This is a genomic window from Streptomyces sp. NPDC111628, from assembly GCF_055635195.1.
The window spans coordinates 880,965-896,758 of record NZ_JBVKBZ010000001.1 but is presented as its reverse complement, the minus strand read 5'-3'; the positions used below and the strand labels follow the sequence as shown (position 1 = coordinate 896,758).

Genomic DNA, 15,794 nt, shown 5'->3' with positions numbered 1-15,794 from the left:
GGGCAGGCAGCGTGCGGGAGTACGGCGTGCGGGCCGGTGCGCTTCACGGGGAGGAGGCGTAGGAGCAGTACACCGCTCGCCGACGAGACCCGGCCAGGGGCCGAAAACATGAAGTACGGGCAGGCTGCGACCGGCGCTTCATAGATTCCTACAAGGGCGGACAACCACCCCGCAGGGGTCAGTCCCCGTCCGCCTCGAAGGTGCGCAGCAGGTCCGCCGCGACGCTCACGGCGATGGTCGCGGGTTCCTTGCCGGTGATGTCGGCCAGCCCGATCGGGGTCTTGATGCGGTCGATGACGGCGTCGTCGTGGCCGCCCTCGGTGGCGAGGCGCTTGCGGAACCGCGCCCACTTGGCGGCCGAGCCGATCAGGCCGATGGACCCGAGGTGGTCCGTGCGCAGGGCGGCGTCGCACAGGGCGGCGTCCTCGGCGTGGTCGTGGGTCATGATCAGGACGTGGGTGCCGGGCGGCAGCTCGGCCAGCACCTCCTCCGGCAGCAGCGGCGTGTGGTGCGTGTGCACCTGCGCCACCGCGTCCGCCAGCACCCCGAGCCGCTCCTCGGTCAGGAGCTCGGCGCGGCTGTCGATCAGGTGGAGGTCGAGGTCCTGTCGGGCCAGGACGCGCGCCAGTTCCAGACCGACGTGCCCCACGCCGAAGACCGCCACCGCCCGGACCACCGGCAGTGGTTCGAGCAGCACGGCGACGGTGCCGCCGCAGCACTGCACGCCGTGCCGGTTGGTCACCTTGTCGTTGAGGGCGAAGTCCAGCATCTCCGGTTCCGGTGCGGCCGCGGCGATCATCTCCCGGGCCCGGTCGATGGCGACGGCCTCGACATTGCCGCCACCGATCGAGCCCCAGGTCCCGGTCCGCCCCACGACGAGTTTGGCGCCGGCGTCACGTGGGGCGTGGCCGCGCACGGTCGCGACGGTCACCAGCACGCCGGGCTCCCGGCGTGCCCGCAACCGCGCGACCGCGGCGATCCAGGTCATGTCAGGCACCGCTCAGCGCTTCCACGCCGGTGCGGGCCCCGCTGCCGACGGCCGACTCGTCGCGGACGCGGCCGTTCCCGGCGGCGCCACCGTGCCGGGCCGACTCGATCGCCCAGTACACCGCCTCCGGCGTGGCGGGCGAGGCCAGCTCGACGGCCGTCCCCCGCGGCCCGAACGCGGCGGCCGCCTGCCGCAGCGCCTCGCGCACCGAGAACGCCAGCATCAGCGGCGGCTCGCCCACCGCCTTGGACCCGAACACCGCACCCTCTTCGGTGGCGTTCTCCAGGAGGGTGACGTTGAACTCCTCGGGCATCTCCGAGAAGCTCGGCAGCTTGTACGTGCTGGCGGCCTGGGTCAGCAGGCGGCCGCGGTTCGGTCCTTCACCGGTGTCCCAGCGCAGGTCCTCCAGGGTCAGCCAGCCCGCGCCCTGCACGAAGCCGCCCTCGACCTGGCCGATGTCGATCAGCGGGGACAGGCTGTCGCCGACGTCGTGCACGATGTCCACCCGCCGGATGCGGTACGCGCCGGTGAAGCCGTCCACCTCCACCTCGGTCGCGGCGGCGCCGATGGCGAAGTACTTGAACGGCGACCCCTGGAAGGTCTTGGCGTCCCAGTGCAGCCCCTCGGTCCGGTAGTAGCCGGCCGCGGAGAGCTGGACCCGCTGGAAGTACGCGGTGTGCACGAGGTCGTCCCAGGCCAGCTCCTGGTCGCTGCCCAGGGTGCGCGCGACGCCCTCGACGATGCGCACGTCCGAGGCGCTGGAGCCCAACTGGCTCGCGGCCACCCGCAGCAGCCGTTCGCGCAGCTGCTCGCAGGCGTTCTTCACCGCCCCGCCGTTGAGGTCGGCTCCGGAACTGGCCGCGGTGGCGGAGGTGTTGGGCACCTTGTCGGTGCGGGTCGGGGCGAGGCGCACCTTGTGCAGCGGGATGCCCAGCGTGGTCGCGGCCACCTGGAGCATCTTGGTGTGCAGGCCCTGGCCCATCTCGGTGCCGCCGTGGTTGATCAGGACGGAGCCGTCCTTGTAGATCAGCACCAGCGCGCCGCCCTGGTTGAAGGCGGTGAGGTTGAACGAGATGCCGAACTTCACGCCGGTGACCGCGAGGGCCCGCTTGGTGTGCGGGTGCGCGGCGTTGAAGGCGGCGATCTCGCGCTCGCGGTCGGCGATGTGGCCGTTGTCCTGGACCTGCTGCCAGACGGCGGCGATCCGCTCGGGCTGGGTGACCGGCTGCCCGTACGGGGTCGTCTGGCCCTGGCCCGGCCGGTAGAAGTTGCGTTCGCGCAGCTTCTTGGCGTCCACGCCGAGCCGGGGCGCGCAGCGGCCCAGGATGTCCTCGATCACCAGCATGCCCTGCGGCCCGCCGAAGCCGCGGAAGGCGGTGTTGGAGACGGTGTTGGTCCTGGCGATGCGCCCGGCGACACGGGCGTTGGGGATCCAGTAGGTGTTGTCGATGTGGCACAGCGCGCGGGCGAGCACCGGCTCGGACAGGTCCAGGCTCCAGCCGCCGTCCGCGGTAAGCGTGGCGTCGAGGGCCTGGATGCGGCCCTCGGTGTCGAAGCCGATCTTCCAGGTGGCGTGGAAGCCGTGCCGCTTGCCGGACATGGTGAGGTCCTGGGTGCGGTTGAGCCGGAACCGCACCGGGCGGCCGGTCAGCTTGGCGCCGAGCGCGGCGACGGCCGCGAACCCGTGCGGCTGCATCTCCTTGCCGCCGAAGCCGCCGCCCATCCGCAGGCACTGCACGGTCACCTCGTGGGAGGGCACACCGAGCACGTGCGAGACGATCTCCTGGGTCTCGGACGGGTGCTGGGTGCTGCTCTGGATGAACACCTGCCCGTTCTCGTCGACCTGGGCGAGGGCCGCGTGCGTCTCCAGGTAGAAGTGCTCCTGGCCGGAGAACTGGAACTCGCCGGTGAACACGTGTGCCGAATCGGCGAAGCCCGCGTCGACGTCGCCGTGCGTCATGACGGGCCGGGCGCCGTGGTAGCTGTCCGCCGCGATGGCGTCCTGGAGCGTGATCAGGGAGGGCAGTTCCTCGAGGTCCACCTCCACGGCCGCCGCGCCGATCCTGGCCGCCTCCAGGGTCTCGCCGAGCACCCAGGCGACCGCGTGGCCGTGGAACATGACCTCGTCGGGGAAGAGCGGCTCGTCGTGCTTCATGCCGGCGTCGTTGACGCCGGGCACGTCGGCGCCGGTCAGCACCCGCACCACGCCGGGCACCGCGAGGGCGGGTCCGGTGCGCAGTGCGGTGACCTTCCCGCGGGCCTTCATGACCTGGACCGGGTAGGCGTGCAGCACGTCCTTGGTGCGCTGGACCAGGTCGTCGGTGTACAGCGCGGCACCGGTGACGTGCTGGACGGCACTCTCGTGCGGCATGGAGACGCCGACGACGGGCTTCTCGGGACGCTCGGACAGGTGGCTCATGACGGCACCGCCTCGGTGGTCTGTGCGTACAGCTTCAGCAGGCTCTGGCCGAGCATCGCGGCCCGGTAGCCGGCACTGGCCCGGTGGTCGCTCATCGGCGTGCCTTCGCCCCGCAGCACCTCGGCCGCGGCCTCCGCGGTCTCGGTGGTCCACGGCCGGCCCTCCAGGGCGGCCTCGGTGGCGAGCGCGCGGACCGGGGTGGCGGCCACGCCGCCGAGCCCGATGCGCGCCTTGCGGACGGTGCCGCCCTCGACGTCGAGCGCGAAGGCGACCGCCACGCTGGAGATGTCGTCGAAGCGCCGCTTGGCGATCTTGTGGAAGGCCGTGACCGGTGACAGCGGCAGTGGCAGGCGCACGGCGCGGATCAGCTCGCCGGGACGGCGCACGCTCTGCCGGTAGCCGGTGAAGTAGTCGGCCAGCGGGACCTCGCGCTCGCCGTCGGCGTCGGCAAGCACCAGCGACGCCTCCAGCGCGAGCAGCACCGGCGGGCTGTCGCCGATGGGCGAGCCGGTGCCCAGGTTGCCGCCGAGGGTCGCGCCGTTGCGGATCAGCCGGGACGCGAACTGCGGGAACAGCTGCGCCAGCAGCGGGACACTGCCGTCCAGGCGGCGTTCGATCTCGGTGAGCGTCAGCGCGGCGCCGATCTCGACGTGGTCGGACTCGACCCGCAGGTCCCGCAGTTCGGGCAGCCGGTCGACGGCGACCACGCAATCGGCCCGGCGGGAGCGGATGTTGACCTCCACGCCGTAGTCGGTGCTGCCCGCGACCACCACCGCGTCGGGCCGCTCGCGCAGCAGCCGCAGCGTCTCGGCCAGGGTGCTCCGGCGCAGGAAGGCGCTGTCGTCCTGGCGGTACTCGGTGGCGACCGGCGCGGGCGGGTCCTGCTCGCGGCGCCGGGCCAGCGGGTCCTCGTCGGTGGGCGTGCCGACGGCGAACGCGGCGTCGCGGATCGGCCGGTAGCCGGTGCAGCGGCACAGGTTGCCGCTGAGCGCGTGCAGGTCGAAGCCGTTCGGACCGTGCTCGGCGTCGCCGCCGTCGCCGCCGTCGGCGCTGTCGGCAGCGCTCGGGTCCGCACCCTGGTCCGCGTGTGCGCAGCGGTCCGGCCGGTAGTACTCGGCCGCCATGCTGCACACGAACCCCGGCGTGCAGTAACCGCACTGGGAGCCGCCGCGGACCGCCATCTCCTCCTGCACCGGGTGCAGGACGGGCGGCGTGCCGGGCGCCTCGACGGTGGCGAGGCCCTCGGAGGTGACGACCTCCTGCCCGTCGAGCGCCGCGACCGGGACCAGGCAGGCGTTGACCGGAACCCAGTCGGTGGGCTTGTTCACCCCCGGGCGGGCCACCAGGACCGAACAGGCGCCGCACTCACCCTCCGCGCAGCCCTCCTTGGTGCCGGTGAGGCCGCGCTCGCGCAGGAAGTCGAGCACCGTGGTGTGCGGGGCGGCCGGTGCGATGGGCGCTTCTTTTCCGTTGACCGTGATCCGTGCCGTCACCATGACAGACCTTCATTTCGACGCGGGGCGGGTCGATTCGGGACAGGTCGATTCGAGACACGTCGATTCATCATGTTCGCCAATTTCAGGCAGCTTTCTATGCTCGGACGCGCCGCGTGAGAAATAGCGAGCGCAGATCGGCACGCGACAGGGGCATGCCGTGAAGTGGTGAAAGTGAGGGAGAAACCCAGAAACCCAGAAACCCGGAACGTGCCACGCGGGGGCACGGCGGAACGGCGTGTCAGCAGCCGTGCGCGACCCGACCCGAAACCCACACGGTGCGGCGGGCGAGGCGACTCAGGTCAGAGTTGGTGTACATCTGCCGGTCGCCTCCTGTCGGTAGTCATGGGTCTGCTTCCCACGCAAATTAGTGGCTGCGGTCACCGGGGTCAAGAGCGGAATTCGTCGATTTTCCCGGCCGGTGCGGTCCACCCCTCCCCAGGTTCTCCTCGTCGCAGGACACTTGACCTACGCACAACCGGGGAAGGACCCGGGGATGGGCCGGAAGGGCCCCTGGGACGCTTGGGGCCACCGGGGCGCCCGGGGCGACCCGGCAGGACACCGATGCCGCCGGAGGGGGCGCGACATGCGGGACAGTCATCGGGCGGAGGCCGAAGGGCTGCTCAGGCGGGCCGTGGAGGAGGAGGTACGACGTTCGGGCGGACGCACGGACGGGAACGTACTGCTCTCCCGGGCCCGAGCGGCGCTGGACGCGATGGCGGGGAGGGCCGGCGAGGAGTACTCGGCCTACACCCACGCCCTCGACGAGGCGGCGGCCGGGCAGCTCACCTTCCGCCAGCGCTACGCCCGTGAGGGCGCCGGCACTCCCCTGCTGGTGGCCGCCGTGGCCGCGGTCGCCGCGGTGGTGGCCGACGTGGCGCTGGGCACCGGCACCGGCACCGCGGTGGGCGCGGGCGTGACGGTCGGGGTCGTCGGCGCGGCGGCGACCGTGGTGAAGGTGGTCGGTGCCCATGTGCCGGCCGCCCACCACCGGGCCGGGGCGGTCAGCCAGCCCGGCGGGCCCGAGCAGCTGCGGCTGCAGTGGCTCACCGCGTTGGAGGTGCGCGGCATCCGGCCGTTCCTGGACCAGCAGCGGATGCTCGCCGCGTCCACCGGACCGGCCAAGACCGGGCCGAAGCTGCGGGGTGCCGACAAGAGCGCGGCCGCCCGGGGACGCAGCGCGCTGGAGCAGTCGTTCGGGCAACTGCCCGAACCGGAGGGCGCGTTCGCGGGCCGGCGGGCGGAGATGGCGCGGCTGCGGCAGTGGGTGCAGGCGGCCCGCGCGAGCACGGAGACCAAGCCGACGGTGGTGGTGCTGCACGGGGCGCCCGGCAGCGGCCGTACGACGCTTGCGGTCCGGGCCGTCCACGAGCTGCGGGACTACTTCCGCGGGGCCTGCCTGGTCGATCTGCGCGGGGCCGGGTCCGCGGCGGCCGGCTCCGGACCGGGCGGCGCCGGGCCCGGCGGACCGGGATCGGACGGCTCCGTGGAGGGCGGAGAGTCGCCGCTGAGCACCCGGGACGCCCTGCTGCACCTGCTGAACCGGCTCGGGGCGCCGCGCGAGCAGCTGCTGTTCCGGGAGCGCTCCTCCGCGGACCAGCAGGTCAAGCGGCTCAGCGAGCTGTACCACCAGCATCTGACGGGCGTCCCGGTCACCGTCGTCCTCGACGACGCCTCGGACCCCGAGCAGGTGCGCACACTGGTGCCGGAGCGGTCGGACAGCCTGGTGCTGGTCACCGCGCGCCAGGCGCTGCGGCTCCCGCCCGACCTGCCCGCCCGGGTGTACGACCTGCCCGTGGAGGCGCTGGACTCGGCGGGCGCGGAGGAGCTGCTGGGCGCCGCCGCCGAGGACGCGTCGGGGCCGTACGACGCCGAGTCGAGCGAGCAGATCCGGCAGCTGTGCGGCGGGCTGCCGCTGGCGCTGCGGGTCGCCGGGTCGTCGCTTGGCCCGCGCTCGCCGCGCGCGCTGGCGACCGACCTGGCCGCCTACGGCCCGGTGGAGCCGGTCGAGCGGGCGCTGTGGCTGCGCTACACCGACCAGTCGGAGCCGGCCCGTCGGCTGCTGCGCCGGCTGGCGCTGGCGGGGCGCACCTCGCTGGGTGCCGCGGCCGCCGCCGCGCTGCTGGCCACGGACGAGACGGAGGCCGAGCGGCAGCTCGCGGCGCTGTCGCGGGCGGGACTGATCGACCACGTCCGGGGCAGCCGCTACCGCCTGCACGACGTGGTGCGCGCCTTCGCCCGTGCCCGCCTCGCCGACGAGGAGGAGCCCGGTGAGCGGACGGCCGCGCAGGAACGGCTCATCGCCAACTACGCCGAGCTGGCCGACTCCGTGCTGCGCCTGGTGGACGGCAACATGTCGACCCGCTCCAACCAGTTCGGGCAGTACGGCTTCACGTCCCTGGACGAGGCGCTGCGCTGGCTGGACGACGAGTCGAGCTTCATCACGGCGGCGCTGCGGCACGCGGAGGGCGTCGACCAGGGCACGGTGCTGAACCTGCTGGGCGCGCTGTGCGACTACTGCCTGCTGCGCGGCGACCTGTACCGGCTGGGTGAGATCAGCGAGCTGGCGCAGTCCGTGGACCAGGGGCTGCTGGTGCGCTCGGTGCAGTGGCGCACCGGTATCGCGGCCCGGCAGCTGGGCGAGCTGGACAAGGCGCGTACGACGCTGGCCTCCGTGGTCGACCTGTACCGGGACGCCCACCACGACGCCGGTGCGGCGCGGGCCCTGTGCTCGCTGGGGATCACGCTGCACCACCAGGGGAACCTGACCGACGCGGCGGCCAAGCTCCAGGAGGCGCTGGACCTCCAGGCCGCGCCGGAGCTGGCCACGGACCGGGCGTGGACGCTGCACGCGCTGGCGGCGGTGCAGCGCGACCGGGCCCGGCTGGGCGAGGCGCTGGAGCTGCTCACCGAGTCACTGGTGCTGCACCGGGCGGGCGAGTCGGTGCACGGCCAGGCGTGGGCCCACTTCCAGCTCGGCCAGCTGCACCTGCGCATGGGCGACGTACCCGGGGCCGAGTCGGATCTGCGGGCGGCCCTGGACCTGTACGGGCGCACCCAGGACGCCCGCGGCGAGGCCTGGGCCCTGACCCAGCTGGCGCGGGCCCGGCTGGTGGACGGGGACGTGTCCGCGGCGGTGGAGGGGCTGCGACGGGCGGAGACCCGGCACCGGGAGAACGAAGACGCGCGCGGCAAGGCGTGGACCATCTACTACCTGGGCCAGGCACTGGAGGAGACGGGCGCCCTGGACCAGTCGGTGCGCGCACTGGAACGCTCCCGCACGATGTTCTCCCGGATGCGGGACGTGTACGGCCTGGCCTGCGCCCGGCACCACTCGGCCCGCGTCACCCGGGACCAGCGGGCCGCCCAGACCGGCTCCCTGCGCAACTCGGGCTTCGCCCGCCAGCTCCTGGTCGACGCGCGCGCCGACTTCCAGCGCATCGGCGTCGGGCACGGCGAGGCGTGGACGTGCCTGGAGCTGGCGGTCGTGGACGCGGGCAACGCGCGTACGCCGCAGGCGCTGGCCCTGTGCGACGAGGCCGCCGCCCTCTTCGCCGGGTACGGCGACCGGCGCGGCGAGGACTGGGCCCGCTTCCTGCGCTGCACGCTGCTGCCCTACGCCGCCCCGGGCGGGATCGAGATCGGCACGGCGGTGGCGCAGGAGGAGCTGGCCCAGCTGTCCCGCGCCCGCCATCCCGCCCGCGACTCCAAGCTGGACGACTACCTGGACGCCTACCAGCTCCTGCTGGAGCGCGGCGTACAGCTGGAGGCGGGCTGGCAGGCCTGGCGCCTGGGCATGGTCCCCGGCCGCCAGGCGCGGGAGGTGATGGGCGTGGCGGTCACGGCCTGAGGCCGGGGCCGCCCGCCCCAGTGCCTGTCCGGGGTCAGCCCCGCTGGGGCTTCGCCTCGGGGCCGGAGGCGTCCTGCTCCGCCGGCTCCTTGAAGTCCACCTTGCCCATGTGCCGGTTCATGGACTTCATCAGACCCCACACCGCCAGGGCCATCACCGCGAACACGATGAACCCGAGGACACCGGGGGTGACCTTGTCCTCGTCGAGCTCGGCGAGGGTGACGAGGTGCGTCATTGCCAGGCTTGCGCTTGCACTCATGTCAGGCATTGTCGCGGATGCCCGCGAAGAGGTCGTCCTCGGGGAGGGAGGTTTCCACGAGGGACTTGGCCAGCTCGTACTCCTCGGTGGGCCAGACCTCCTTCTGGATCTCCATCGGCACCCGGAACCAGCCCCCCTCGGGGTCGATCTGCGTGGCGTGCGCGATCAGCGCCTTGTCACGGGTCTCGAAGAAGTCCGCGCAGGGCACGTGCGTGGTGAGGGTGCGCTCCTTGCGCTCGAACTCCGACCAGCGCTTGAGCCAGTCCTCGTAGGGCGACTCCAGGCCGCGGTCCAGCAGCGCGTGGTGCAGCGCCTCGGTGCGGGGCCGGTTGAAGCCCTGGTTGTAGTAGACCTTCAGCGGCTGGTACGCCGGTCCGTACTCGCCCTCCGGGTACTTCTCGGTGTCCGCCGCGCCCTCGAACGCCACCATCGTGATCTTGTGGGTCATGATGTGGTCGGGGTGCGGGTAGCCGCCGTTCTCGTCGTAGGTGGTGATCACCTGGGGCCGGAAGGAGCGGATCTTCCGCACCAGCTCACCGGCCGCCTTGTCGACGTCCTCCAGGGCGAAGCAGCCCTCCGGCAGCGGCGGCAGCGGGTCGCCCTCGGGCAGCCCGGAGTCGACGAAGCCGAGCCACTCCTGCCCCACGCCCAGGATCTCCCGGGCCTCGTCCATCTCCTTCTTGCGCACCTCGTGGATGTTCTCCTCAATGTACGCGTCCCCCTGGAGCTTCGGGTTGAGGATGGAGCCGCGCTCCCCGCCCGTGCAGGTCACCACCAGCACGTCCACCCCCTCGGACACGTACTTCGCCATGGTGGCCGCGCCCTTGCTCGACTCGTCGTCGGGGTGGGCGTGAACGGCCATCAGTCGCAGCTGGTCAGTCAAGACTCAATCCTCGGTCAGTCGGCGCCCCGGCGTGCAGCGGCGCAATCACAGGCTTCTATAGTGACCGAATCGGGAGCGGAATAATTCCGGGGCCCGGGAAGCCCCGCTCCCACGGAGAGGACGATCATGAGCACGGCGAGCACGCGGACTCCTCAGGGCCGCTACGGCCGCTCCTCGGACGAGCAGGCCGACCGCACGCTCAAGATCGTCGGCGCCGTGCTCGGCGCGCTCCTGCTCGCGCTGATCGGCTGGTTCGGCTACCACTACGTCGGTCAGAACAAGATCAGCGGTGAGGTGATCGGCTTCGAGCTCGCCGAGGACTCGGTGCAGGTGCACCTGGAGGTCCGCAAGGACGCCGGCGTCACCGGCTACTGCACGGTGCGCTCCCAGGCGGAGGACGGCGACGAGGTGGGCCGGGCCGACTTCCGCTTCGACGGGGACGACACCCGCATCGACAAGGTCGTCACGCTGCGGACCAAGACCGCCGGGACGACGGCCGAGCTGCTCGGCTGCCATCCGGAGTGACCGAGCGGGCCCCGCTGGCGCCAATGCAGGCCACCTGACCTGCGGTGACAGGAATCTGGTGGCTTATGTCCTCCCCCTTTGGCCACTGAATTGTTAGGCTCGTGGTTTCGCCCTTCCGTGAAGGAACATCCTTCTGGGTAGGGCGTTGATTTGTATTCCCAGTACCAACGAGGAGCACCCGTGACCCAGACCAGCGAGAACGTCACCTGGCTGACCCAGGAGGCGTACAACAAGCTCAAGGAGGAGCTTGAACACCTTACTGGTCCTGCGCGCACCGAGATCTCTGCCAAGATCGCCGCGGCTCGCGAGGAGGGGGACCTGCGTGAGAACGGCGGGTACCACGCGGCGAAGGAGGAGCAGGGCAAGCAGGAGCTCCGCGTGCGCCAGCTGACCCAGTTGCTCGAGAGCGCCAAGGTGGGCGAGGCCCCGGCCGCCGACGGCGTCGTGGCGCCCGGCATGGTCGTCACGATCGCCTTCGACGGCGACGAGGACGACACGCTGACCTTCCTTCTCGCCTCCCGCGAGTACGCGAGCTCGGACATCGAGACGTACTCTCCGCAGTCTCCGCTCGGCTCCGGCGTCCTCGGCCACAAGGTCGGCGACGACGCGCAGTACGAGCTGCCCAACGGCAAGCCGGCCTCGGTGAAGATCCTCAAGGCCGAGCCGTACAACGGCTGACCGGCCGCACTCCGGTCAACGAGCCCCCGTCGTCCCCGTGACGCCGGGGGCTCGTCGTCTGCCTGCCGTCTTGCCGCCCCGTCGTCAGCTGGCCGCAGAGCGGTACTTGCGCACCGCCAGCGTCCGGAAGAGCGCGATGATCAGGACGGACCAGATCACCGAGGCCCAGACGGGATGCTGCATGGGCCAGGCGTCGGACTGCACGACGCCGGGGTTGCCGAACAGCTCGCGGCAGGCCTGCACCGTGGCACTGAACGGATTCCACTCGGCGATGTGCCGGAGCCAGGGCGTCATCTGGCTGGAGTCGACGAAGGCGTTCGAGATGAACGTCACCGGGAACAGCCAGATGATCCCTCCGGAGGTCGCCGCCTCCGGGGTGCGCACGGACAGACCGATCAGCGCCCCGATCCAGGTGAAGGCGTAGCCCAGGAGCAGCAGCAGCGCGAATCCGGCCAGGATCTCGCCGGCGCTGGTCGGGTCGGCGGAGCCGGTGCGCCAGCCCACGATCAGCGCGACTATCGCGAGGATGAGCAGGGTGACGGCCGTCTGTACGAGGTCGGCGACGGTGCGGCCGGTGAGGACCGCGCCGCGGGCCATCGGCAGGGAGCGGAAGCGGTCGACGAGCCCCTTCTGCATGTCGTCGGCGATTCCGGCCGCCGATCCCGCGGTGGCGAAGGTGACGGTCTGCGCGAAGATGCCCGCCATCAGGAAGTCCTTGTAGACGCCCGCGTCGGTGGTGTTCCCGATCTTCATCGAGCCGCCGAAGACGTAGGTGAAGAGGACCACGAACATCACCGGCTGGATGATCCCGAACAGGACCATCTCCGGGATCCGGGTCATCCGGATCAGGTTTCTGCGGGCGATGACCAGCGAGTCCCGGACGGACTGGCCGATGGGGTTGCCGGGTGCCGTGACCGGCGCGGCGTCGGTGGCGGCGCTCACTTGGCGGTCTCCTTCTCCTGCTCGTGGTCGGCGTCCTCCGCCGAGCCGTTCGTCTCGTCCTCCACCTCGGCCACGTGGCCGGTGAGGGAGAGGAAGACGTCGTCGAGGGTGGGGCGGCGCAGGCCGATGTCGTCGATCTCGATGCCACGGACGTCGAGCTCGCGGATGACCTCGGCGAGCAGCTTCGCGCCGCCGGTGACGGGGACGGTCAGCTTGCGGGTGTGCTCCTCGACGGTGGTCGGGCCCTTGCCGAAGCCGGCGAGCACCTCGGAGGCCGTCGCTATGCGGCCGCGCTCGTGGACCACGACCTCGACGCGCTCTCCCCCGGTGCGGGCCTTGAGCTGGTCGGAAGTGCCCCGGGCGATGACGCGGCCGTGGTCGACGACCGCGATGTCGTGCGCGAGGTGGTCGGCCTCCTCCAAATACTGCGTGGTGAGCAGGAGGGTCGTACCGCCCGCGACCAACTGTTTGATGACCTCCCACAGCTCCTGCCGGTTGCGGGGGTCGAGGCCGGTCGTGGGTTCGTCCATGAACATGACGGGCGGGGAGACGACCAGGGCGGCCGCCAGGTCGAGCCGGCGGCGCATGCCTCCCGAGTACGTCTTGGTGGGACGGTCGGCGGCGTCCGAGAGGTGGAACTGGTCGAGCAGCTCGGTGGCCCGTGCCTTCGCGGCCCTGCCCTTCATCTGGTAGAGCTGGCCGACCATTTGCAGGTTCTCCCGGCCGGTCAGGTACTCGTCGACCGCGGCGAACTGGCCGGAGAGGCCGATGGAGCGGCGTACCTCGTTGGGTTGCCTGAGGACGTCGATGCCCGCGACGACCGCCTTGCCGCTGTCGGGGCGCAGCAGGGTCGTGAGGCAGCGGACGGCGGTGGTCTTGCCTGCGCCGTTCGGCCCGAGCAGGCCCAGGACCGTGCCCTCGGGAACGTCGAGGTCGACGCCGTCCAGAGCCCTTACGTCACCGAAGGTCTTGACCAGGCCTTCGGCATAGATGGCGCCTGGCATATGAGTCTCCACGTCGTCGGGGATTCTTCGGAAAGCCTAGGTTTGTACGTTTCGCCGCGCTCAGCGAGCGATTTACGACACACCATAACGCGATGTATCGCGTCTCACAATGCAGTTGCTCGAACGAGTGACGAAGTGGCTGCCGCCGCCCTGTTCGGGCTCAGGCGATGACGGTGTATCCCGCTTCCCGCAGCGCGCGGCCGACCTCGGTGCAGTGCTCCGGGCCCTTCGTCTCCAGGTGCAGTTCGACCTCCGCCTCCGTGAGCCCGAGCCGCGGATGGGTTCGGACGTGGCTCACATCGAGGACGTTAGCGTCGACCACTGACAACACCCCGAGCAGCGTGGCCAGGGCGCCGGGCCGGTCCGTCAGCCGCAGCCGGACCGCCAGGTAGCGGCCCTGCGCGGCCATGCCGTGCCGCAGCACGCCCTGCATCAGCACCGGGTCCACGTTGCCGCCGGACAGGACCGCCACCACCGGCCCCTCGAAGGAGCCCGGCGCGCTCAGCAGCGCCGCCACCGGGCTCGCCCCGGCCGGTTCCACGACCAGCTTTGCCCGCTCCAGGCACAGCAGCAGAGCGGTGGACAGCTCGTCCTCGGAGACCGTGCGGACCTCGTCGACCAGCTCGCCGACGATCCCGAACGGCACGTCGCCGGGCCGCCCCACCTTGATCCCGTCGGCCATCGTCGCCGGGTTCTCGACGGCGACCGGGCGCCCGGCGGCCAGCGAGGGCGGGTAGGCGGCCGCGCCCTGAGCCTGCACGCCGACGATCCGCACGTCCGGCCGCAGCGCCTTCACCGCGACCGCGATCCCGGCCGCCAGCCCGCCCCCGCCGATGCCGACCACGACGGTCCGCACCTCGGGGCACTGCTCCAGGATCTCCAGCCCGACCGTGCCCTGGCCCGCGATGACGTCGGGGTGGTCGAAGGGGTGGATGAAGACCGCGCCGGTCCGCTCCGCGTACTCCTGCGCGGCGGCCAGCGTCTCGTCCACCACCTGGCCGTGCAGCCGCACCTCGGCGCCGTAGTCCCGGGTCGCGCTGATCTTCGGCAGCGGCGCCCCCTGCGGCATGAATACCGTCGAGCGCACACCGAGCAGCGACGAGGCCAGCGCGACGCCCTGCGCGTGGTTGCCCGCGCTCGCCGCGACCACGCCCGCGGCCCGCTGCTCGGGGAGCAGCCCGGCGATCCGCACGTAGGCGCCGCGCAGCTTGAACGAGCCCGTCCGCTGGAGGTTCTCGCACTTGAGGTGCACCGGCGAGCCGACCAGCTGGGAGAGGTGCCTGCTGCCCTCCATGGCCGTCACCCGCGCCACGCCCGAGAGCATCTTCTGGGCTCCGCGCACGTCGTCGAGGGTGACGGGAGCGACGCGGGACGCCGTGCTGTAGCTCATAGCCTCCAGCATCGCAGTTCACGGGCGCCGTGCGCCGTTGTGACCAACCTCCGAGACCCGCTTTGCCCAGCGCCGGTACGCCCTGCCGCCCGGCCGCGTACCCTGTCCCCCAATTAGCAGCCCTCCACGAAGTGAGCCCCCGGCCATGCCCACAACACCTGAAATGTCGATGGACATGACGACCGCCGGTGACACCGGTCTTCTCGAGACGCTCCAGCACGAGGTCGCGCTCTTCGCCCGACGTGCCGAACAGACCCGGCTCGGCGGGGTCGGGCAGGTGCGCAACTCCATGGACCGCGCCGCCTACCTGCTGCTCAACCGCCTCGACAAAGAGGGCCCGATGGGCGTGAAGGCGCTCGCCGCGAGCATGGGGATCGACTCCTCGACGGTCACCCGGCAGGTGGCCCCGCTCGTCGACACCGGACTCGTCAAGCGGACCTCGCACCCCGAGGACGGACGCGCGGTGGTCCTCCAGCTGTCGCCGCGCGGCGTGGCGCGGCTGGAGGAGGTCCGCTCCTCCCGGCGTCAGCTCATGGCCGAGCTGACCCACGACTGGGCGCCGCAGGAGCGCGAGACGTTCTGCGCGCTCCTCGCGCGCTTCAACGGCGCCCTGTCCGCCCGTATGGCCCCGTCCGGCGTGTCGCCCACCGACGCGTCCTCGGGCTCCTGAACGACCCTTCCCGTCGTTTCCGGAGCTTTCCAAACTCTCCGGAGCCTTCCAGAGCCATCCAGATTCTTCCGGAGCTTTCCGGAACGGGGTTCGCACCGAACTCTTGACCGGCGGCCCGCCCCTGGCCTGATATGAGACCTCAGGGGTCGTCGCCGTCTGGGCGGGAGGCGCGGTGCGAGAACGGCATGCGTCCCGAAATGCCCGCCGGGCCCGCGAGTTCGAGGCGTTCGTCGCGGGTGCGGCCGGGCGGCTTCTGCACGCCGCCACGCTGCTCACCGCCGAGGCCCCGGACGCCAACCCGCGCGCGCGGCGGCTGCTGGCCCTGAGCCTGGCCCACACGTACGCGGACTGGGACCGGCTGCACGGGGAGGACCCGTACGACCGCGCCCGCCAGCACCTGGCCACCCGCTTCGCCCGTGAGGCCTGGCACCGGTACGGCGTTCTCGGCCGGGCCCGCCGGCGCCCCGCCGGCCCCCTGGGCGGGCTCGCCCCGCAGGAACGCCTGCTCCTGGTGCTGAGGCTGTACGAGGGCGTCGCCGAGGAGCAGACGGCCGCGCTGCTGGGCCTGCCCGTGGAGCGGGTACGGACGATCTGCGACCGGGCGACCGCCGCGCTGCTGCGCCCACCGCCGTCACCCGCCCGCCCGGTCACTGCGGACGCGAAGGCGGCGACGCCATGACGGACCCGGCGACC

At 72.0% G+C, this 15,794-nt stretch carries 13 protein-coding genes; 5 read left to right on the top strand and 8 right to left on the bottom strand.

What is annotated here, in order from left to right:
- Window positions 1-178: 178 nt before the first annotated feature.
- The 3 genes from xdhC to ACZ7MF_RS04480 are packed head-to-tail and all read right to left on the bottom strand — an operon-like array spanning window position 179 to window position 4,903.
- The gene (gene xdhC, locus ACZ7MF_RS04490; RefSeq protein ID WP_471474445.1) at window positions 179-988 is read right to left on the bottom strand and encodes a xanthine dehydrogenase accessory protein XdhC; all 810 of its coding nucleotides are present in this window, start codon (window positions 986-988) and stop codon (window positions 179-181) included.
- A gap of 1 nt (window position 989) precedes the next feature.
- The gene (gene xdhB / locus ACZ7MF_RS04485; RefSeq protein WP_471474443.1) at window positions 990-3,407 is read right to left on the bottom strand and encodes a xanthine dehydrogenase molybdopterin binding subunit; all 2,418 of its coding nucleotides are present in this window, start codon (window positions 3,405-3,407) and stop codon (window positions 990-992) included.
- Complete coding sequence (locus ACZ7MF_RS04480; RefSeq protein WP_471474442.1) at window positions 3,404-4,903, bottom strand: xanthine dehydrogenase small subunit; 1,500 nt, start codon at window positions 4,901-4,903, stop codon at window positions 3,404-3,406. Before ACZ7MF_RS04480 ends, xdhB begins: the two co-directional genes overlap by 4 nt.
- A gap of 583 nt (window positions 4,904-5,486) precedes the next feature.
- Here ACZ7MF_RS04480 and ACZ7MF_RS04475 point away from each other — a divergent pair.
- Window positions 5,487-8,750 (top strand): tetratricopeptide repeat protein, encoded by a 3,264-nt coding sequence (locus ACZ7MF_RS04475; RefSeq protein WP_471474441.1) that lies wholly within the window; start codon window positions 5,487-5,489, stop codon window positions 8,748-8,750.
- A 34-nt stretch (window positions 8,751-8,784) separates the two neighbouring features.
- Here ACZ7MF_RS04475 and ACZ7MF_RS04470 read toward each other — a convergent pair whose 3' ends face one another.
- Window positions 8,785-9,018 carry a hypothetical protein gene (locus ACZ7MF_RS04470; RefSeq protein ID WP_356860393.1) on the bottom strand — a complete coding sequence of 78 codons (234 nt, stop codon included), beginning with the start codon at window positions 9,016-9,018 and terminating at the stop codon, window positions 8,785-8,787.
- On the bottom strand, window positions 9,011-9,871 hold the full coding sequence (gene mca / locus ACZ7MF_RS04465) for a mycothiol conjugate amidase Mca (protein WP_356860505.1): 861 nt from the start codon (window positions 9,869-9,871) through the stop codon (window positions 9,011-9,013). Before mca ends, ACZ7MF_RS04470 begins: the two co-directional genes overlap by 8 nt.
- A gap of 147 nt (window positions 9,872-10,018) precedes the next feature.
- On the opposite strand from mca, the gene ACZ7MF_RS04460 reads away from it, so the two are divergent.
- Both ACZ7MF_RS04460 and greA read left to right on the top strand, forming a co-directional pair.
- Window positions 10,019-10,417 carry a DUF4307 domain-containing protein gene (locus tag ACZ7MF_RS04460; protein ID WP_356860391.1) on the top strand — a complete coding sequence of 133 codons (399 nt, stop codon included), beginning with the start codon at window positions 10,019-10,021 and terminating at the stop codon, window positions 10,415-10,417.
- Window positions 10,418-10,597: 180 nt separating this feature from the next.
- On the top strand, window positions 10,598-11,095 hold the full coding sequence (gene greA / locus ACZ7MF_RS04455) for a transcription elongation factor GreA (protein WP_471474439.1): 498 nt from the start codon (window positions 10,598-10,600) through the stop codon (window positions 11,093-11,095).
- Between the two features lie 84 nt (window positions 11,096-11,179).
- Here greA and ACZ7MF_RS04450 read toward each other — a convergent pair whose 3' ends face one another.
- From ACZ7MF_RS04450 to ilvA, 3 genes are all read right to left on the bottom strand, one after another.
- Window positions 11,180-12,037, bottom strand: coding sequence for an ABC transporter permease (locus ACZ7MF_RS04450; protein WP_471474438.1), 858 nt, complete (start codon window positions 12,035-12,037; stop codon window positions 11,180-11,182).
- Complete coding sequence (locus ACZ7MF_RS04445; protein ID WP_471474437.1) at window positions 12,034-13,041, bottom strand: ATP-binding cassette domain-containing protein; 1,008 nt, start codon at window positions 13,039-13,041, stop codon at window positions 12,034-12,036. Before ACZ7MF_RS04445 ends, ACZ7MF_RS04450 begins: the two co-directional genes overlap by 4 nt.
- A 160-nt stretch (window positions 13,042-13,201) precedes the next feature.
- Complete coding sequence (ilvA, locus tag ACZ7MF_RS04440; RefSeq protein ID WP_471474435.1) at window positions 13,202-14,431, bottom strand: threonine ammonia-lyase; 1,230 nt, start codon at window positions 14,429-14,431, stop codon at window positions 13,202-13,204.
- A 163-nt stretch (window positions 14,432-14,594) separates the two neighbouring features.
- On the opposite strand from ilvA, the gene ACZ7MF_RS04435 reads away from it, so the two are divergent.
- The gene (locus tag ACZ7MF_RS04435) at window positions 14,595-15,101 is read left to right on the top strand and encodes a MarR family winged helix-turn-helix transcriptional regulator (RefSeq protein ID WP_471475191.1); all 507 of its coding nucleotides are present in this window, start codon (window positions 14,595-14,597) and stop codon (window positions 15,099-15,101) included.
- 172 nt (window positions 15,102-15,273) lie between these two features.
- Window positions 15,274-15,780 (top strand): sigma factor-like helix-turn-helix DNA-binding protein, encoded by a 507-nt coding sequence (locus ACZ7MF_RS04430; protein ID WP_356860381.1) that lies wholly within the window; start codon window positions 15,274-15,276, stop codon window positions 15,778-15,780.
- The last annotated feature ends 14 nt before the right edge of the window (window positions 15,781-15,794 follow it).